The 18,749-nt window shown below is 39.0% G+C and carries 19 protein-coding genes; 2 read left to right on the top strand and 17 right to left on the bottom strand.

The window, feature by feature from the left end:
• Nucleotides 1-12 precede the first annotated feature (12 nt).
• From cobA to yneA, 10 genes are all read right to left on the bottom strand, one after another.
• Entirely contained in the window at nt 13-996 is a 984-nt protein-coding gene (gene cobA / locus HB912_RS04010; RefSeq protein WP_185372304.1) for a uroporphyrinogen-III C-methyltransferase, read from the bottom strand.
• Nucleotides 997-1,001: 5 nt separating this feature from the next.
• The gene (gene nirD / locus HB912_RS04005; protein WP_185372303.1) at nt 1,002-1,310 is read right to left on the bottom strand and encodes a nitrite reductase small subunit NirD; all 309 of its coding nucleotides are present in this window, start codon (nt 1,308-1,310) and stop codon (nt 1,002-1,004) included.
• The gene (gene nirB / locus HB912_RS04000; protein ID WP_185372302.1) at nt 1,310-3,724 is read right to left on the bottom strand and encodes a nitrite reductase large subunit NirB; all 2,415 of its coding nucleotides are present in this window, start codon (nt 3,722-3,724) and stop codon (nt 1,310-1,312) included. The genes nirD and nirB overlap by 1 nt, the downstream gene beginning before the upstream one ends.
• A 97-nt stretch (nt 3,725-3,821) precedes the next feature.
• Complete coding sequence (locus HB912_RS03995; protein WP_185372301.1) at nt 3,822-4,265, bottom strand: precorrin-2 dehydrogenase/sirohydrochlorin ferrochelatase family protein; 444 nt, start codon at nt 4,263-4,265, stop codon at nt 3,822-3,824.
• A complete protein-coding gene (locus HB912_RS03990; protein ID WP_185372300.1) occupies nt 4,249-5,001 on the bottom strand; it encodes a sirohydrochlorin chelatase in 753 nt (250 codons plus the stop codon). The genes HB912_RS03995 and HB912_RS03990 overlap by 17 nt, the downstream gene beginning before the upstream one ends.
• Before the next feature lie 79 nt (nt 5,002-5,080).
• Nucleotides 5,081-5,281 (bottom strand): hypothetical protein, encoded by a 201-nt coding sequence (locus HB912_RS03985; RefSeq protein ID WP_185372299.1) that lies wholly within the window; start codon nt 5,279-5,281, stop codon nt 5,081-5,083.
• A 245-nt stretch (nt 5,282-5,526) separates the two neighbouring features.
• Nucleotides 5,527-5,769: a YneF family protein gene (locus tag HB912_RS03980; protein WP_185372298.1), complete on the bottom strand. Its 243-nt coding sequence runs from the start codon at nt 5,767-5,769 to the stop codon at nt 5,527-5,529.
• 129 nt (nt 5,770-5,898) lie between these two features.
• Nucleotides 5,899-7,896 (bottom strand): transketolase, encoded by a 1,998-nt coding sequence (gene tkt / locus HB912_RS03975; protein WP_185372297.1) that lies wholly within the window; start codon nt 7,894-7,896, stop codon nt 5,899-5,901.
• Between the two features lie 132 nt (nt 7,897-8,028).
• Nucleotides 8,029-8,256 carry a DUF896 domain-containing protein gene (locus tag HB912_RS03970; RefSeq protein WP_185372296.1) on the bottom strand — a complete coding sequence of 76 codons (228 nt, stop codon included), beginning with the start codon at nt 8,254-8,256 and terminating at the stop codon, nt 8,029-8,031.
• Nucleotides 8,257-8,363: 107 nt separating this feature from the next.
• Complete coding sequence (gene yneA, locus HB912_RS03965; RefSeq protein WP_185372295.1) at nt 8,364-8,693, bottom strand: cell division suppressor protein YneA; 330 nt, start codon at nt 8,691-8,693, stop codon at nt 8,364-8,366.
• A 154-nt stretch (nt 8,694-8,847) separates the two neighbouring features.
• Here yneA and lexA point away from each other — a divergent pair, with 154 nt between their 5' ends.
• The gene (lexA, locus tag HB912_RS03960; RefSeq protein ID WP_036074047.1) at nt 8,848-9,462 is read left to right on the top strand and encodes a transcriptional repressor LexA; all 615 of its coding nucleotides are present in this window, start codon (nt 8,848-8,850) and stop codon (nt 9,460-9,462) included.
• A 71-nt stretch (nt 9,463-9,533) separates the two neighbouring features.
• Here the strand turns inward: lexA and glnA are convergent, their stop codons facing one another.
• The 6 genes from glnA to HB912_RS03930 form a co-directional block, all read right to left on the bottom strand.
• Nucleotides 9,534-10,868, bottom strand: a complete 1,335-nt coding sequence (glnA, locus tag HB912_RS03955) for a type I glutamate--ammonia ligase (RefSeq protein WP_185372294.1) — start codon at nt 10,866-10,868, stop codon at nt 9,534-9,536.
• A gap of 66 nt (nt 10,869-10,934) precedes the next feature.
• Nucleotides 10,935-11,303: a MerR family transcriptional regulator gene (locus tag HB912_RS03950; protein WP_036074145.1), complete on the bottom strand. Its 369-nt coding sequence runs from the start codon at nt 11,301-11,303 to the stop codon at nt 10,935-10,937.
• A gap of 139 nt (nt 11,304-11,442) precedes the next feature.
• Nucleotides 11,443-12,681 carry a methionine gamma-lyase family protein gene (locus HB912_RS03945; protein WP_185372293.1) on the bottom strand — a complete coding sequence of 413 codons (1,239 nt, stop codon included), beginning with the start codon at nt 12,679-12,681 and terminating at the stop codon, nt 11,443-11,445.
• A 73-nt stretch (nt 12,682-12,754) separates the two neighbouring features.
• Nucleotides 12,755-12,985: an RNA chaperone Hfq gene (gene hfq, locus HB912_RS03940; protein WP_115752323.1), complete on the bottom strand. Its 231-nt coding sequence runs from the start codon at nt 12,983-12,985 to the stop codon at nt 12,755-12,757.
• An 86-nt stretch (nt 12,986-13,071) separates the two neighbouring features.
• On the bottom strand, nt 13,072-14,007 hold the full coding sequence (miaA, locus tag HB912_RS03935; RefSeq protein WP_185372292.1) for a tRNA (adenosine(37)-N6)-dimethylallyltransferase MiaA: 936 nt from the start codon (nt 14,005-14,007) through the stop codon (nt 13,072-13,074).
• A 150-nt stretch (nt 14,008-14,157) separates the two neighbouring features.
• Nucleotides 14,158-15,843 (bottom strand): glycerol-3-phosphate dehydrogenase/oxidase, encoded by a 1,686-nt coding sequence (locus HB912_RS03930; RefSeq protein ID WP_185372291.1) that lies wholly within the window; start codon nt 15,841-15,843, stop codon nt 14,158-14,160.
• A 483-nt stretch (nt 15,844-16,326) separates the two neighbouring features.
• Here HB912_RS03930 and HB912_RS03925 point away from each other — a divergent pair, with 483 nt between their 5' ends.
• Complete coding sequence (locus HB912_RS03925) at nt 16,327-18,204, top strand: acyltransferase family protein (RefSeq protein ID WP_185372290.1); 1,878 nt, start codon at nt 16,327-16,329, stop codon at nt 18,202-18,204.
• Nucleotides 18,205-18,243: 39 nt separating this feature from the next.
• On the opposite strand, the gene HB912_RS03920 is transcribed toward HB912_RS03925, so the two are convergent.
• Nucleotides 18,244-18,708 (bottom strand): S-ribosylhomocysteine lyase, encoded by a 465-nt coding sequence (locus HB912_RS03920; protein ID WP_185372289.1) that lies wholly within the window; start codon nt 18,706-18,708, stop codon nt 18,244-18,246.
• Between the last annotated feature and the right edge of the window lie 41 nt (nt 18,709-18,749).

Raw genomic sequence — 18,749 nt, 5'->3', positions numbered from 1 at the left:
TTGGATTTGCAATCAAGAATGGAGTTTCTTCCCACGAGCTTGGAACTCCCAGAGTACTTTAGCATCCGGCTCTAAAAACAGCAAATTTGGATAACTTTGTTCATTCAAATAGCGTTTTGTGATTTCATCAAAGCGAATGTCGCGCTTTTCTCCCACTTGAACAAACCAAACATCTGCACCTTGCCCAGTAAAGCGAGTAATGACATCAAAATCAACTGGATTTTTTGAAACCAGTAAGTAGCGCTGACCAAATAGAGGTAGCTTCATGAACCAACTTACGTCATTTGACCGGGCGACGACTTCACCAATCAAAATCAAAGCCGGATTTCTTAAATCGCTAGCCGCAACTTCCCTTTCAATTCTTGCGAGCGTGCTTTTTATCATTTTTTGCCTGCCATAACTTCCCCAAGAAATCACAGCCACATGCATTTCACTTGAAATCCCACCATCTAACAGCTTGCGAACAATATGCGGCAAATTTTCCATGCCCATATAAAAGCAAGCTGTTCCGTGCCTTACAAACGAAGCAAAATCATCTTCTGTGAGCGCTCCAGTTTTCCGGTGAGCGGTCGACAAAGTAACGTGGCTACTCGCTTCTCTATCCGTAAGTGAAATCCCTGCATAGCAAGAAGCTGCGGATGCGGCTGTGATTCCTGGGACCACTTCATAAGCTATTTTCGCTTTTTCAAGTTGTGTGATTTCTTCTGCTACCCTTCCAAAAATCCCTGGGTCTCCGCCTTTCAGACGAACAATCACTTGATTTTTCTCCGCTTCTTGGACAAGCCTCTCACCGATCATTTCTTGAAGCATCGCATGACAATCCGGTGATTTTCCACAAAAAACAAGTTTGGCCCCCTGCTTCGTATGATAAAGCAACAATGGGTTCACCAAACGATCGTATAAAACAACGTCCGCTTGTTGTAATACCCGTAAAGCTTTTAGTGTTAATAATTCTGGATCTCCGGAGCCTGCACCAACCAAATAAACTTTACCCATCTCGGTTACACCAACACATAAACTTTTTTATTTTCGATGCACACATCATAGGTTTTAACGCAACCTTCGTCAGGTTCTTGGACTTTCCCGTCTACAAGTGAAATTTTATAATCATGTAACGGACAAAAAACAAACTCACCGGACACCGTTCCTTCAGCTAGTGGCCCTTGTTTATGCGGACAAACATTACTGATAATACGAACTTCTTCCTCATTCAAGCGAAATACAGCCAACTTTTCCCCATCAATCAAGCACTCATAGCCGATTTTTTCTGGCAGATCATCGAAATTCGCTATAAACTTTTTCTGCTTCATCACTTTTGTTCCCCGCTTCCTACTGTATATAGTTTTTGCTGAAGTTCTGTGTCTTGAATCGTTTGACGCCATGGTTCTTCTCGTTTTCCTGCTTTTTCTAATTCTGAAAGAAGTTTTGCCCGTTCCGCTTTATCTAGAAGTATTTGCTTAACGTGCTCAAAGCCAAGGCGATCGATCCAAGGCGCTGTTCGCTCTGCATAGATACCTGTTTCACGGTAGTATTCAAGAAACGCCCCGCAAATATCTATCACTTCTTCTTCTGTTTCTACGGTTGTAAGGAAACGGCTTTCTTGAACAGTCGTTCCGCCATTTCCCCCAATATAGATCTGAAAGCCGTTTTCGACGCCGATGACTCCAAAGTCTTTTACGCAACTTTCCGCACAACTACGTGGACAAGCTGACACTCCCATTTTAAATTTATGTGGTGTGTCAATGAACTCATAGCGTTCTTCTAATTGAATACCAAGCCCCATGGAATCTTGGGTGCCAAATCGGCAAAAATTCTTGCCGACACACGTTTTCACCGAGCGAACAGCTTTTGCGTAAGCTTCAGCTGCGCTCATATCAAGGTCTTTCCATATTTTTGGTAAATCTTGTTTTTTGACGCCATACAAACCAATTCGTTGACTTCCTGTGATTTTCACAAGCGGAACATCATATTTTTCCGCGGCTTTTGCAATTAAAAGTAATTGTTGTGGATCTGTTTTTCCACCTCGCATACGCGGAATCACTGAATACGTTCCATCATTTTGAATATTGGCATAGAGACGCTCATTCACATACCTTGATGCTTTTTCGTCTTGATGTTCCTGTGGGAAAGCGACATTTAAATAAAAATTGATGGCTGGCCGGCATTTGGAACAGCCTTCTGGATTTTTAAACTGCAATTCTTGATAGACTTCCGAAACAGATTTCAATCCTTTTTGATGGATTTTAAGAACAATTTCGTCTCGCGTTAAATCTGTGCAGCCACAAATTCCTTTAGAAGTCGTTGGAGCTTCCTCGCCAAGCGCATAACCTAATAAATCAGCAATCTTATCCTTACATTTCCCGCAAGAACCTCCTGCTTTGGTATGCTTGGTTACATCCGCGACACTTGTTAAATTTTTGTCTGCAATGGCATGCATAATTGTTCCCTTAGTAACACCATTACACCCACAAACCGTTTCAAAGTCATCCCAACTTGTGACATCATTTAGCGCCTCATCTTCTCCATTTGCGGCTGCAAGCAAGCTAATCGGGTTCAAATCTGAAATATCTAGTTTCTGTGTAATCAATTTTAAAAAGCGATTTTCTTCGGTGGTATCCCCGTAAAGTATCGTCCCGACTACTTGATTGTTTTGGATGAAGACTTTTTTATAGCAATGATTCCACTCATCATAAGCTTCAATTGTTTTGACGTCATCTCCTGCTTTAATGCAGCCCGCAGAAAATAAATCGCACCCAGAAACTTTAAGTGCTGTATAAGTCATGCTACCTTGATAACCATCCGTTTCACGACCTGTTAACGAATCCGCAAGCACTTTCGCTTGTTCATAAAGTGGCGCTACAAGACCGTAACAAACTCCACGATGTTCGACACATTCCCCAATAGCAAAAATAGAAGGATCACTTGTCGCAAGATAATCATTTACAAAAATCCCTCGCCCCACCTCAAGTTCCGCTTCTTTTGCAAGAGACGTTTCTGGACGAATCCCAATGGACATGACTACTAAATCTGCTTCAAGTTCACTCCCGTCTGCAAAAGAAAGGCCTGTTACACGCTTTTCTCCAAGTATTTTTTCAGTTTTAGCACCCATTTTAAATTTCAAGCCTTGCTTTTCTAAATCTTCCTTCAAAAGTTTGCCTGCTTTTTCATTTAATTGAGTTTCCATCAGCCAATTTTCAAGGTGGACAACCGTAACGTCCATCCCTTGATCAACGAGTCCCTTGGCCGCTTCGAGTCCTAATAAACCACCACCAATGACTGCTGCTTTTTTATACGTGCTAGCAGCCGCCATGATTTTCTCTGTATCTTCAATGGTTCGAAAAGCTACAACTCCATCTAAATCTGCACCTGGAATAGGTAAAATAAACGCACGTGACCCCGTTGCTAAAATACATATATCATAAGAAATTTTTTCTCCATGAAGTAGTTCGATTTCTTTCTTTTTGGGATTCAGATGCGTTGCACGATTATCTACAAAAAGCTCGATTCCCATTTCTTGATACCAATCAAACGGATTTGTGATGATTTCTTCAACGGTCGTTTTTTTCTGTAAAATATTGGAAAGCATAATTCGATTGTAATTTGGATACTTTTCTTCGCCGATAATCGTAATTTGATACCGTTCTGACTCCCGGTCAAGGATCTCTTCGATCGTTCGTACTCCCGCCATTCCATTTCCAATTAAAACTAATTTTTCTTTTTCCATCTGTCATCCTCCTATTGTGACAAAGTGAACATTCACCTCGACAACTTCACAACCAAAGAATAGCACGAAAGAAAACCCAGTTATATTAGGGAAATACCTATTTTAAATGAAAGGTCTTTTTCAAATCTTCACAAAATGTTTTAGTCGCTCGTGGATCTTTGAAGCGATGCGAAATGCCTAAAGTAAAATCCCCTATTTCCACAAGTCCAGTGTTTGTAAAATCACTATGTGCGGGCGTGCTGACATCATTTACCCATTGCCACGTTTCCGCATCGTTCGCGATTTCCTGGTTAATTTCTTGATGATTTGTACAGGCAAAGACTAGTTGCGCCCCATTTAAATCTCCTTTTTGATATTTTCGTTGCTGTTGTTCAATTTTAAAATGTTCTGGAAAATCCGAACAAAAATCAGGAGACACTGCGAAAATATCTGGTACTTCATCAAGTTCTATTAAACGTCGAACTTTTCGTGAGGCGATCCGTCCGCCACCAATTACGACTACCTTCTTTCCTGCTAAGCTTAAATTAACCAAATAGCTCATTTTCGATCTCCTTTCGAATTTCTAGCCCAATTCCTTTTCTGATTCTCGGATCGAGCGCCAAACTCTTCGTAATTTCATAGTTCACATCCATCAAATCTAGCATTTCCGATGCTTCACGCCGAATTTTCCCTACTAGAAAACTGTCTTCCATCAAAAAAAATGGACAAATGACAAGGCGATCCACCGCTTTAAAATCCATCCGCGCTAGTTTTTCTAAATATGTTTCCGTACCATGTAAAAAGCCAAATTCTACGCTTTTATCTGTTTTTTGAGCTAATTTTTCTGTTAGTTCATATACTCGCGTAAAAATGTCTGGATATTTTGCCGAACCGTGTACGACTAAGAAAATCAGCATCTTTTCTCGCCCTCTAGAACAAGGAATACGACTTTCAAGAATCGGCAAGAGTTCATCATTTGCTTCAGCAAGAGGTGGTAAAATCTGAAAAGTGAGATCTGTTTCAGCTTGCTTTATAGCTTTTATAGCACTCGGGATATCTTGGCTTACATGTGTGCCGGTAAAAAGTAAAAGCGGTACCACAAAAATCTGCTTACTTCCTGCTTCTTTTAAATCTAAAACTCCTTCAGCCAGTGTTTTTTCATTTCCTTCTAGAAAAGTAAGTTGTTGTTTAAAGCAAGGGATTTCAATCGTCATTTCTTGAAAAAACTTTTTCATTGCTTGATTGTTTTCTTGCGATCTACTCCCATGGGCTACAAATAAAATACCTGTTTTTGCCATTTTGACACCTCTTTTTCAAGTTTGATCATAAAATTTTATGTATTAAAATACTATTAGGGATTTACCTACGATTTTAAAACTAGATATATAAATTTTGCTCCAATATGTTATGAATAAGCATTAAAAATGTTATTAGACTTGCTAAAAATATAAAACAACTGCCCGTAATCATTATAAAAACATATTTTGAACGTATTCCAAAATAAAAAATAGCGTTTCCAAAAAGAAGCAAAATTATAGTCGCACAACCGACAATTTCATACCAACCAAAGTCATCCACATTTTTTCCTCCTCTCATCTTCTTCATTTTAGCCGCTGAAAATTAAGAATTCACAAAGAGACCCACAAACTAAGTCTAAAATTTCTTAATAGAACATAAAAACACCGTTATTTATCGTAGTCAAGCTACAATAAATAACGGTGTCATAGATTCATACTCAAATAAACTATCAAGAGAGGTTCAATGGAAAAATAAATACTGCCAGCCCATAAAGTGCTAGACCTCAAACTCCCTATACGCTTCGCTTATTTTTTCTTTTTCTTGCTGCTTATTTCCTTTTCAGATTGTTTGTTCATCGCATTCATCATTTGATTGATTTTCTTTTGAGACGGTTTTTGTCCCATTTGCGCCATCATCATTTGAAGCATTTGCTCATTGACAGGCGGATTATTTTTCAAATAGTTCATCATGTAGCGTCTTGCAATGAAGAAGCCACCAGCCAGTCCAGCAAGCAAGCACACAAGACCGACAAGAATGTAAATCCACATAGTTTCTTTCTCCTCCTTGAACGAATATACCTATTCTATTGTACTTGATTTAACTTGAACAAACAACTCTTTTTTTACAAACAAAAAAGCAGAAGTTAAGTCGTACAAACCTAACCTCTACTTTTCCAATTAAAGAGTTTCTACTAATTTTACTACGTTTTCTACTGTAAAACCATACTCTTCGATAATAGTTTCACCTGGAGCAGAAGCACCGAAACGATCAATTCCAAGTACTTTTCCGTCTAAACCAACATAACGTTCCCAACCGAAGCTTGCGCCCATTTCAATGGCCAAGCGTTTACGGACTCCATTTGGAAGGACGCTTTCTTTGTATTCAGCGGATTGTGCTTCAAACAAATCAAATGATGGTACAGAAACGACAGAAACATCCATACCCTTATTAGCCAAAGCAACTTGAGCTTCTGTTGCAAGGTGGACTTCTGAACCACTTGCAAGCAAGATGGCATCTGGCGTTTCTTTCTTCGATTTCGAAATCACATAAGCGCCTTTTCTGACGCCTTCGTCTGCTAGTTTATCGCTATCTTTAAGAACAGGTAAGCCTTGTCTTGAAAGAACAAGTGCATGCGGTTTATTATTCGACTCAATCGCTACTTTCCAGGCCGCATTGACTTCATTTCCATCAGCTGGACGAAGTACGGATAAACCAGGCATAGCACGCAAGGACGCAAGCTGTTCAACAGGCTCATGCGTTGGTCCATCTTCCCCAACAGCCACACTGTCATGCGTAAGTACATACGTGACCGGTAACTTTTGAATCGAGGCTAACCGAATAGAAGCACGTAAGTAGTCCGAGAACACGAAGAATGTCCCACCATAAACTTTTAAGCCTTGATGCAAAGCCATTCCATTAAGCATTGTCCCCATAGCAAATTCGCGAACCCCAAACCAAATATTGCGATTTTCTGGGTGTTCTTTCGTAAATTCTCCGTCCGACTTAATCATTGTATTATTCGAACCTGCTAAATCGGCAGAGCCACCAAACAGATATGGAATTTTTTCAGCAAGCGCATTGATTGCTTCCCCGCTAGAAGCACGACTAGCAAGAGCTTTATCGCCTTCATGGTAAGTTGTAAATAAAGAAGCAAAGTCCGCTGGTAGTTCCCCGTCAATACTTTGTTCCAGTTGTTTAGCAAGTTCTGGGTAAGCTTGTTTATAAGAAACGAATAAATCGCTCCATTCCTTTTCTGCTTTTGCCCCGCGACGAGCAATCGTTTTGCCAAACCGTTCATACACTTCATCCGGAACATAAAATGTTTCTTTATAGTCCCATCCATAAGCCTTCTTCGCAATTTCAGTTCCTTCTTCACCAAGTGGGGCACCGTGAACTTTATTTGTTCCGGCATTTGGAGCTCCGAAACCAATCACTGTTTTCACTTCAATCAAAGTAGGTTGCGAGGTATTTTCTTTCGCCTTTTCAATCGCAGCAAGAATTTCATCCGTATTATTTCCATCTTTAACAAGAAGATGTTCCCAACCATAGCTTTCATAACGAGCCTTAACATTTTCAGAGAATGAACGATCCAAATCACCATCCAGTGAAATGTTGTTGGAATCATAAAGCACAATTAAGCGACCTAATTTTTGATGCCCAGCGAAACTAGAAGCTTCCGAAGAAACGCCTTCCATTAAGTCACCATCACCGCATAAAGCAAATGTATAATGGTCAACAATATCAAAGTTTTCTTTATTATATAGTCCAGCAAGGTGACGTTCTGCCATCGCCATTCCAACTGCCATCCCGATTCCTTGTCCAAGCGGTCCAGTTGTCGCATCAACACCATCTGTATGACCAAATTCTGGATGCCCAGGGGTTTTGCTTCCCCACTGGCGGAAATTCTTCAAGTCTTCTAAACTAACTTTGTAACCGCTTAAATGAAGCAAGCTATATAATAGCATTGATCCGTGTCCTGCAGAAAGTACAAAACGATCACGATCAAACCAATGCGAATTCGCTGGATTAGCTTTCAAAACACGTGAAAATAGTGTGTATGCCATTGGTGCCGCTCCCATCGGTAAACCAGGGTGACCTGAGTTGGCTTTTTGAATCGCATCAATTGACAAAGTACGAACTGTATTAATCGCTAATTGATCTGTTTTATCAAACAATTGAAACATCCTCTCTTGTTTTATTATCAACTCTATCTTATTTTAGTCCTAAACTAGGAATTACTCAACTAAAAACGCGTAAATGATCATTATTTTTGTTCATTTGCGCGTTTTTGCTCATTTGATAAATCGTTATTTCTTTTTGCGTTTTAGCTCCTTTACCTTGTGAGGTGTAATATCATTTCCTTTTGGATCAATGATCTTTGTATTTTCAATCGTTTGACGCATGTGAGATCGAAACGACTTCACATATTCCTCACGAAGCGTTTCTTGCTCGATTTTTTCTTCTGCTGTCAACCCTTCCGTTTTCTTTTTACGCGAAAGTTCATTAATTCGATCGATTTTTGCTTTTTCTAACATAGCCCTCATCCTTTTATTTAAAAATAGCTCCCTATCAAACAAAAAAGAAAGCAGTTCTCACTACTTTCTTCATTATACATGAATGAACAACTCTTGTCTTTTATGGGTTACTCATTTGCAAGTTGAATTGTCGTATCCGTTTTAATTTGCTTTTCTTTTACGGGAATCACAAGACTTTCCCCCGCTTTTATCTCATTAGAATCTAAATTATTGTTTTTTTCTACCCAAGCTACAAAGCTAGCCTTATCCATTTTTGCCTCATCTGCATGTCGTTCTGCTAGCTGCCAAACGGAATCCCCTGACAAAATATCTACTTTCGAATAATTAGACTGATCTGTTGCACTTGTCACAAACAGAAAAACAACCCCCATAACGATTGATACGATAACGAAAATAACAGCAATATAATATTTATCCCAAAATTGTTTAACAGTCATTTTTATCCCTCCGAAAGAATATATGTTCGCTTTTTTATTATTATAGAACGGTTGTTCGGTTTTGTCAATAAAAAAATCGAACCTTTGTTTGCATCTAGCAGAAAGATTTGCTATACTTAATTTAGTTAATATTTATAAATAACGGGGTGAGACCATGAAACTGTCCAAACGACAACAAGACATTTACGAATTTATTAAATCTGAAGTGAAAGAAAAAGGCTATCCACCGTCCGTCCGTGAAATTGGTGAAGCTGTTGGACTTGCTTCAAGTTCAACTGTTCATGGGCACCTTGCGAGGCTTGAAACAAAAGGTTTGATTCGACGTGACCCAACAAAGCCACGTGCCATTGAAATCCTTTCAATGGAAGATGAAATCCCTGCTCCTGCTGTTATTAATATTCCATTAATTGGTAAAGTAACTGCTGGGATGCCTATTACTGCCGTTGAAAACGTTGAAGATTATTTTCCACTTCCCGAAAGCATGGCTTCCGGTGAAAAAGATATCTTTATGTTGGAAATAGATGGTGAGAGCATGATCAATGCTGGCATTCTTGATGGGGACCGAGTTATTGTTAGAAAACAGAGCAATGCAACAAATGGTGAGATTGTTGTGGCAATGACTGATGAAAACGAAGCCACTTGTAAACGCTTCTTCAAGGAACAAAATCATTTTCGCTTGCAACCAGAAAATGATAGCCTTGAACCCATTATTTTAGACAACGTAACCATTCTTGGAAAAGTTATTGGTTTATTCCGTGATATACGATAAAAAAACGCTCCTAAAAGGGGCGTTTTTTTATCTTTAGAAAAGCAGCCGATTTAAAAAATCGGCTGCTTTTTTTAATAAATTTCTAAGTATTGATCTCTTTCCCAAGGATGAACAGCCGTGCGGAACATATCACATTCAATTTCTTTTGCTTCAATGAAATGTTCATAAATGTGTTCTCCTAATCCTTCACGAATGGCTTCATCTTTTGAAAGTTCTTTCATTGCATGAGAAAGGCTTTCAGGAAGATCATAAATTCCCGCTTCATGGCGCTCTTCTTCATCCATCCCGTAAATGTTGCGATCAACTGGTGTTGGAGGTGTTAAATTATTTTTCACACCCTCAAGTCCGGCTTTAAGAAGCACAGCCATTGCTAGATACGGATTAGCCGATGGATCAACACTTCGAAGTTCTAGTCGTGTACTTAATCCGCGAGAACTAGGAACTCGAATAAGCGGGCTACGGTTTTTACCGCTCCAAGCAATATAGCACGGTGCTTCATATCCTGGAACAAGACGTTTGTATGAATTGATCGTTGGATTTGTAATCGCTGTGTAACCTTTTGCGTGTTTAATCATTCCTGCTAAAAATTGATAAGCTGTTTCGCTTAATTGTAGTTCGCCATCTTTATCATAAAAAGCATTTTCTTTACCTTTGAAAAGCGACATATTAAAGTGCATCCCTGACCCGTTCACTCCAAATAGAGGTTTTGGCATAAAGGTCGCGTGCAAGCCATGTTTTCTCGCAATCGTTTTGACAACGAGTTTAAACGTTTGAATGTTATCACAAGCGGTAATCGCATCTTCATATTTAAAGTCAATTTCGTGCTGACCGGGAGCAACTTCATGGTGGGAAGCTTCGATTTCAAAGCCCATTTCCTCTAATTCAAGAACGATATCTCGACGGCAGTTTTCACCAAGGTCCGTTGGAGCTAAATCAAAATAACCACCTGAGTCATTTAGTTCAAGTGTTGGTTTTCTGTTTTCGTCTAGTTTGAACAAGAAAAACTCTGGTTCTGGTCCTAAATTAAAATCAGTAAAACCTAACTCATGCATTTCTTCAAGCACACGCTTTAAGTTCGCGCGTGGATCTCCATCAAATGGTGTCATATCTGGGTTATAAATATCGCAAATCATACGAGCAACTTTGCCTTTTTCAGCTGTCCAAGGGAATACAACCCACGTATCTAAATCTGGAAATAGGTACATATCAGATTCTTCGATGCGCACAAATCCTTCAATTGATGAACCATCAAACATCATTTTGTTATCTAAGGCCTTCTCTAATTGACTAACAGGGATTTCCACATTTTTGATTATTCCAAGAATGTCCGTGAATTGAAGACGAATAAATTTTACATTTTGCTCATCTGCGAAGCGAAAAATATCTTCTTTTGTATAATTTGCCATACTAAATCCTCCCGAATCATTTTTTATATTAACTTTTTAAAAAGTAAATACCAAATTTCAACTCTATTAAAGTTTTGGATACTGGTTCTTTTGAATATCCGTTCCCTTAACAAAGCGACCAGCTTGTTGCATTTCTTTTCGCAAAATTTTGCGAACATCTTCATCTGTAAGCGGAGTCTTTGCAACTTGTTCTTGCATTTTGTACATTTTCTTGATGCCCGCGATATTTAAGCCATCATTTAAGTAGTCCTTGATTTCAAGCAATGTATCAATATCCTGTAAAGAATAATGGCGATGATTTCCTTCATTCCTTGCTGGATGTATTAGACCCTGATCCTCATAATATCGAATCTGCCGGGCAGTTAAGTTTGTCAGTTTCATCACCGGACCGATTGGAAAAAGCGGCATAGATCTACGAATTTCCTTTTCACCCATAGCCATCATTCCCTCCATCTTTTTTAGGATAGTTGCATTATATAAGATGTCATTTCTTTTGTCAAATTTATGTAAGATTATCTAACATGGTTGTTTTATAAAAAAATACGAGCAAATACTGCTCGTATTGTATCTAAAGTTATTTACACGAAAAAAGCTCATTGACAGCTTCAGAAACAGCAATTTTCACATGCTCATAAGTCAGCCCACCTTGGACATAAAGCTCATAAGGCGGACGAACGGGTCCATCTGCCGTTAGTTCAAGACTCGCTCCTTGAATAAAGGTTCCTGCTGCCATGATTACGTCATTTTCATAGCCAGGCATATAAGCACCAACTGGTAGCACATGGGCATTTACCGGCGAAAATTTTTGAATTTCTTGTGCAAATGTCACCATTTGAGACTCATCATGAAAAGAAACACTTTGAATCAAATCTGTCCGTTTTACATTCCATTTTGGTTTTGTTTCAATCCCACAAAGTTCAAGAAGAGCTGCAGTAAAACGGGCCCCTTTAACAGCCTGCGCAACTACATGAGGCGCTAAGAAGAAACCTTGATACATTTCAAGCAGACTGTAAAGCGATGCCCCAGCTTCAAGACCAATTCCTGGGGTAGTTAACCGGTATCCACAGAGTTCAATAAGGTCTTGGCGTCCGGCTAAGTAACCGCCAATTTTCGCAAGACCACCCCCTGGATTTTTAATCAGAGAGCCTGCAATTAAATCAGCTCCCACATCCGTCGGCTCAAGTCGCTCAACAAACTCACCGTAACAATTATCAACAAAAACAATAACGTCTGGATAAAGCGATTTAACAAAGCGGATCATTTCTTCAATTTCGGCGATCGAAAAAGAATCCCGTTCTGCATATCCTTTTGACCGCTGAATTCCCACCATTTTTGTTTTCTCTGACAGTTTCTGCTCAACCTTTTGCCAGTCCACTTGATTGTGAGAAAGCGGAATGGCTTCGTAATGGATTTGAAAGTCTCGAAGCGAACCATTCCCCGCTTCACCACGAACACCGACGATTTCTTCTAATGTATCATAAGGATCCCCCGTTATATAAATCAATTCATCACCGGGGCGAAGCACTCCAAAAAGCGCTGTGCTAATCGCATGAGTCCCTGAGATTAACTGTGGCCGCACAATGGCTGCTTCGGTGTGAAAAACAGAACGATAAACACGTTCGAGCGTGTCGCGTCCCTCATCATCATAGCCATAGCCTGTTGATGGATTGAAATGAAAGTCACTTACTTTATTTTCTCGAAAAGCTGCAAGAACTTTTGCTTGGTTTTCCTCAGCAATTTGGTCGGTTTCACTATTCCATTCTTGAATCATTTCTTCAGCTTGTTGCTTTAACTTGCTTACTTTTTCGTCCATTCGCTTTCCTTTCTTACTTCTTTATTTTGTTCAACACAAAAAAGGCAGGAAAACCTGCCTTCTAAGTTTTATTTTAGTCTTCTTGGTTAAGCGCTACATTTTTTTGTGGCGAGAATGTTGAAATCGCATGCTTAAAAACAAGTTGCTGCTTTCCTTCAACATCAAGAAGAACCGTAAAATTATCAAAACTTACGACACGTCCACGTAGTTGAAAGCCATTAGTTAAAAATACTGTGGCTAAAATTTTCTCCTTACGAAGTTGATTTAAATATTGATCTTGTAAAGCTTGTCCACCTTTGCTCATGTTTCTCTCTCCTATCTCTCTTTAAAATCAATCACACAAAAAGGATTGCCAGAAGACCTCTGTCTCTGTTTCTAAAATTTATACCCTCATTTATCAGAATCAAACGGATTTGCCTTTAAAAATTGACTGATACAAGCATTTGCTTTTTCTTCAGTCAATTCCTCCAGTGCTTTAATCCAGTGAATCTTCATTCGATTCCTAAACCAAGTCATCTGTCTTTTGGCAAAATGACGCGAATTCCTTTTTATTAGCCAAACAGCTTCTTCTTCTGTTAACAAACCATCGAAATGTTGAAACAACTCTTTGTAACCAATACCTCGCGTTGCAGGCATATCTCCTAGAGATAAATCGAATAAAGCTTTTGCTTCTTTCACTAATCCAGCTTCCATCATCTGATCAACTCGTCGATTAATTCGGTCGTAAAGCACAGAACGCTCTAATTCAAGACCCAAAAAAAGGGGCTCAAATTCATCCGACAGCTTCGTTTCTACTTGATATTCGCTAAAGGGTCTACCTGTCAACTTAATCACTTCAAGCGCACGGATGACGCGTCGTTTATTGTTAAAATGGATTTGTTTTGCACTTTTAGGGTCTTCAGCAAGTAGCTTATTATGAAGTGTTTGCGCGTCCATTTCTTCCAATTTAGCTCGGTACTCAGAATCTTCTGAAACGGTCCCAAACGAATAATTATAAAAAACCGATTGAATATAAAGACCAGTTCCACCTACAATAAAAGGAAGTTTGCCTTTTGAATGAATCATCCGAATTTTCTTCTTCGTTTCATCTTTAAAGGCAGAAGCTGAAAAAAACTCATTTGGTTGGACGACATTGATTAGATAATGAGGAATACCACGCATTTCGTTTTCTGTGATTTTAGCCGTTCCAATATCAAGCCCCTTATAAACTTGCATAGAATCACCACTAATGATTTCACCTTGCCATTTTTGAGCGAGGGAAACACTAAGTTCGGTTTTTCCAACAGCAGTCGGCCCGACAAGAACGATGACTGGAATTTTAGTCAAACGAAAAAACCTCCTTTTCGTCTATTACTAATTTATCATGAAAACGACTGCTTGGAAACTCTTTTTTGCTTAACAGTGCTTGTTTAATACAAAAGCACGCTCCTAATTCATCTTAGGAACGTGCCCGTACTTTTCTAAGTCTTTCATCATTTATTCACTTTTTCTATCATGCCAATCCGCCGGTTCGCGCGCGTCTTTAATTTGTGTATCTAATTCAACCTGCAATTTTTCACGCGTTTTATCATCCCAGTGGAATAACCGCTTCATTTCTTCAAACACTGCATCTTTCCATTCAAGTAGATAAGGCATATCGAAAAGCAAGTAACCTGTTCTTCTAAGCAAGAAGTCAACTGGGTCTATCACCGATTCATGATAGATTGCATAGTGCAATTCTGCATACAAACTATTCGGAAGTGTATCGATACCTTTTTCCTTATGTTCCTGTGCATAAGTAAATAATTGATCGATATTTGTTCCAAAGCGTTTTACCACTTCACGAGCTTCTTCGAGTGACCAACCAAAACGGTTAATGGCTTCTTTAGCTTTCTTATCAATAAAGCTTTCTAGGTTTCCCGATCCACCAATATCTCCACCAGAAATCGGTAAATGTTTGGTTTGCACTGATTTAAATGTTTTTCCTGTTTCTTTACTCAAGCCTTTTGAAATATCATCTAGAAGTTTTTCAGCCATCTTTCTGTATCCTGTTAGTTTACCTCCAGCCATTGTAATTAAGCCACTATCGGAGAACCAGACTTCATCCTTCCGAGAAATTTCAGATGGGTCCTTTCCTTCTTCATAGATAAGAGGTCTAACACCAGCCCAGCTAGATTCCACGTCTTTTTCTGTTACGTGTACATCTGGGAACATATAATTAATTGCTTTAATGACATAGTTGTGATCTGATTCAAGCGCTTTTGGATTGATTGGTGATTCATCATAAAATGTATCTGTCGTTCCAACATATACCTTTTTGCCACGTGGAATCGCAAATACCATTCGACCGTCTGGTGTATCAAAATAAACGGCTTGTTCCATTGGGAATTTCTTCTTATCAATAACTAAGTGAATCCCTTTTGTCAGACGCAGATGTTTATTATTATGGGAATAATCCAATTTACGAACCTTATCCACCCATGGTCCGGCAGCATTAATGATGCGGTGACCATAAATATCATACACTTTTCCAGAAAGGCGATCCGTAACTGTCACGCCAGAAACTTGACGTTTGTCATCATAAATAAATTGTTCGGCTTTCGTATAGTTAATTGCTTTCGCCCCAAGTTCAACTGCTTTTTTCATCACTTCAATAGTTAGTCTCGCATCATCCGTCCGGTACTCCACATAGTAACCCGAACCTTTTAGCCCATCTTTTTTCACGAATGGATTTTTAGAGAGCGTTTCCGCTTTCGACAAAATTTTGCGGCGCTCACTTTTTTTAACACCTGCTAAGTAATCATAAAGTCGAATCCCAGCAGAAGCTGTTAATTTCCCCATATTTCCACCTTTATGGAACGGTAGCATCATCCATTCTGGCGTCGTGACATGAGGCCCATTTTCATAAACGATCGCCCGTTCTTTACCAAGCTCTGCAACTTCTTTTACTTCAAATTGTTGCAGGTAGCGCAAACCACCGTGTACGAGTTTCGTTGAACGACTTGATGTCCCGCTAGCAAAGTCATTCATCTCAACTAGAGCGACTGTCATTCCACGCGAAACTGCGTCTAGCGCAATCCCAGCTCCCGTAATTCCTCCACCAACGATCACTACATCAAATTTTTCATCTTGCATTTTTCTTTCAATCGTTTCTCTGTCAAAAGCTGAAAATAATTGTACCATGATTTTTCCCCCTTCATATCTCGTTAACGCATCTACTCACCTATTCGCCTTTTCCACTAAATACACCTTTTGAAACGCAAAAAATAAAGTAAAGCTTACTTGCGAACAGAAAAAAAGAGACCACAAAACAGACGAATGGATCGTCGTTTGTAGTCTCTCTAATCTCAAATAGACAATTTAACTATTAACTTATACCCATTATAACCAATCTTTCTCAAAAGAGAAAGCATTTTGTTTTCAAAAAATAATTCTGTAAAATTTTATAGTAAAATAGAACTAATAACCGGTGATGAATTTTAATAAACGATTCAAATACAATGTTTAAAAGCGCTTTATTTTAGGCGTATTTTCCTTTTTTGTATCTAAGGTCTCAAAATGTTAAAAAAAGCACCTTTATCCGTTACAGTATACCGCTTCTATGGTATTATTGATTGTGACTTAAAAGTTACTTAAATTGAAATTACTAGATTGGGAGATGTTATTTTGAAAAGAACTGCTCGTTATAGTAGAAAATACGTTCCAAGTATTGACGGGCTTCGTGCACTGGCCGTTTTAGCAGTCATTGCTTATCATTTGAATTTTTCTTGGGCCAAAGGCGGTTTTATTGGCGTTGATATATTTTTCGTGTTATCTGGTTATTTAATTACAAATATTCTATTAACACAATGGGAAACTAAAAATACCATTGATTTAAAACAATTTTGGCTTAGACGGATTCGGCGGTTGTTTCCAGCTGCATATTTGATGATCATCTGTGTAGTTATTTTTGCCGTTCTATTTAATCGGGACTTATTGCATAACCTTCGCGGTGACAGTATCGCTTCATTCTTCTATGTAAGCAACTGGTGGTTTATTTTTCACAACGTTTCTTATTTTGATTCGTTCGGTGTCCCGTCACCACTGAAAAATTTATGGTCCCTTGCAATCGAAGAACAATTTTATTTAATTTGGCCACTTTTCTTATATGGATTTCTTCGCTTTATTAAAAATCCAAAGTGGTTACTTCGTGTCATTATCGTTCTAGCCTTACTTTCTGCAATCCTGATGGGCATTCTTTACACCCCTGGTAGCGATCCAAGCCGTGTCTATTATGGAACTGACACCCGTCTTTTTGATTTGCTTAGCGGTTGCGCCCTTGCCTTTTTATGGCCTTTTAATCGGCTTAGCCCTAAAATACCAGCTAAAAGTCGCCTTACACTAAACGTAGCTGGGTCCATTAGTGTTATTTTATTCTTTGTCTTTGTTTATTTTTTAAATGAATATCAAACTTTCCTCTATCGTGGTGGTCTCTTTTTAGTAGCCCTTCTTGGTGTTGTTATGATAGCAACGATTTCTCATCCATCTTGCTACTTGAGTCGTGTATTTAGCTTGAAGCCGCTTCGCTGGATCGGAACACGTTCTTACGGAATTTACTTGTGGCATTATCCGATTATTACACTAACAACTCCTGTCACTGAAATCGGTCAACCAAGTATCCTTCGACCAGTTTTACAAGTGGCAGCAACCTTTATTATCGCTGAGCTCTCATATCGTTATTTAGAAACACCTATTCGAAAACACGGCTTTTTCGACTTTGTTCGTTCATTCCGCTACAAAAATTATTTCGTATTTAAAAATAAACCTGTTGGCCTTTGGGCGTCTATTCTCGTCCTCGTTCTTTCAGTTGGCACTTTCGCACTCGGAATGACAGGTATCTTATCAACGGAAACAAAAGCAGAAACGAAAAAAACAGCAGTGAAAACTTCCAATCACGGTGAGAAAACCAAAGTTCCTCCTAAAAAGGAAAAACAAGATACAAAAAACAAATCAGAAACATCAAATAATGGCGCACAGCAAAACAAACAAGAAAACAAGCCAAATCAGGGAGCGGTTCCTCCTAAAAAAGATAAGCCTTATCCTTATAAGCAAACATTAGCACTCGGTGATTCGATTATGATTGACATCGAACCCTATTTAAAAGAAACTGTGCCAAATGTGACGATTGACGGAAAAATCGGGCGACAACTATCTGATGCCATTGGTATTGCGCCAAGCTACAAACAATATAACACCAGTGATAGCGCCGTAATTATTGAACTTGGAACAAACGGTCCTTTTACCGAAAAACAATTAAATCGTTTATTAGATCAATTTGACGAGGCTAACATTTACTTTGTTAATTCCCGTGTTCCACGTGGCTGGGAACAAGAAGTGAATGCGGCAATCAATTCTGCCGCGGAAAACTATCCTAACTTGACGGTTATTGATTGGTACTCGCTTGCCAAAGTGAACAGTAGTTATTTTGAACCTGATGGAGTGCACTTGAAAAAAGAAGGTGCTGAGGCTTATGTGAACTTACTTATGCAAGCCATCAAGAAATAAAAAAACTCTTTTCCAGTCAATGGCTGGAAAAGAGTTTTTTTATGCAAACACTTGCGACCAATTTGCGCGTTCCGCTAAAAACTCACGTGCAAGTTCTTTTGCTCCTTCTAAACTGTGACTTGCGGCAAAACCACATTGCATCTCATTGCACGCAGGTACTTCATCTTGTATTAAAACATCCTTTAATGTTTCCTCTAAAATATGAAGAAAATCTTCATAGTCATCATGGTTGATCATGGAAACATAAAAGCCCGTTTGGCAGCCCATTGGACTAATATCAACGACTTTATCCGAATGATTTCGCGAAAGTTCTGCCATCAAATGCTCAAGTGAATGGAGCGCTGGCATTTCCATATGTGCCTTATTAGGTTGCTTAAAGCGCACATCATATTTATAAATTTCATCCCCGTGCATGCCCTTTTTTACACCAGCAAGCCTCACATACGGCGCCTTCACCTTCGTATGATCCAAGTTAAAACTTTCTACATTCATTTTTTCACTCATAAAAAAGCTCCTCTCGACAATCTTTTAAGCTAGAAAAACCG

Origin of the sequence: Listeria aquatica (assembly GCF_014223975.1) — a bacterium.
Lineage (GTDB): Bacteria > Bacillota > Bacilli > Lactobacillales > Listeriaceae > Listeria > Listeria aquatica.
This window is presented reverse-complemented; position numbering and strand designations above follow the sequence as displayed.

What these genes read in the sequence shown, in the direction of transcription:
- cobA (WP_185372304.1), bottom strand. Translation starts at nt 996, where the DNA reads ATGGGTAAAGTTTATTTGGTTGGTGCAGGCTCCGGAGATCCAGAATTA.
- nirD (WP_185372303.1), bottom strand. Translation starts at nt 1,310, where the DNA reads ATGAAGCAGAAAAAGTTTATAGCGAATTTCGATGATCTGCCAGAAAAA.
- nirB (WP_185372302.1), bottom strand. Translation starts at nt 3,724, where the DNA reads ATGGAAAAAGAAAAATTAGTTTTAATTGGAAATGGAATGGCGGGAGTA.
- HB912_RS03995 (WP_185372301.1), bottom strand. Translation starts at nt 4,265, where the DNA reads ATGAGCTATTTGGTTAATTTAAGCTTAGCAGGAAAGAAGGTAGTCGTA.
- HB912_RS03990 (WP_185372300.1), bottom strand. Translation starts at nt 5,001, where the DNA reads ATGGCAAAAACAGGTATTTTATTTGTAGCCCATGGGAGTAGATCGCAA.
- HB912_RS03980 (WP_185372298.1), bottom strand. Translation starts at nt 5,769, where the DNA reads ATGTGGATTTACATTCTTGTCGGTCTTGTGTGCTTGCTTGCTGGACTG.
- HB912_RS03970 (WP_185372296.1), bottom strand. Translation starts at nt 8,256, where the DNA reads ATGTTAGAAAAAGCAAAAATCGATCGAATTAATGAACTTTCGCGTAAA.
- yneA (WP_185372295.1), bottom strand. Translation starts at nt 8,693, where the DNA reads ATGACTGTTAAACAATTTTGGGATAAATATTATATTGCTGTTATTTTC.
- lexA (WP_036074047.1), top strand. Translation starts at nt 8,848, where the DNA reads ATGAAACTGTCCAAACGACAACAAGACATTTACGAATTTATTAAATCT.
- glnA (WP_185372294.1), bottom strand. Translation starts at nt 10,868, where the DNA reads ATGGCAAATTATACAAAAGAAGATATTTTTCGCTTCGCAGATGAGCAA.
- HB912_RS03950 (WP_036074145.1), bottom strand. Translation starts at nt 11,303, where the DNA reads ATGGGTGAAAAGGAAATTCGTAGATCTATGCCGCTTTTTCCAATCGGT.
- HB912_RS03945 (WP_185372293.1), bottom strand. Translation starts at nt 12,681, where the DNA reads ATGGACGAAAAAGTAAGCAAGTTAAAGCAACAAGCTGAAGAAATGATT.
- hfq (WP_115752323.1), bottom strand. Translation starts at nt 12,985, where the DNA reads ATGAGCAAAGGTGGACAAGCTTTACAAGATCAATATTTAAATCAACTT.
- HB912_RS03930 (WP_185372291.1), bottom strand. Translation starts at nt 15,843, where the DNA reads ATGGTACAATTATTTTCAGCTTTTGACAGAGAAACGATTGAAAGAAAA.
- HB912_RS03920 (WP_185372289.1), bottom strand. Translation starts at nt 18,708, where the DNA reads ATGAGTGAAAAAATGAATGTAGAAAGTTTTAACTTGGATCATACGAAG.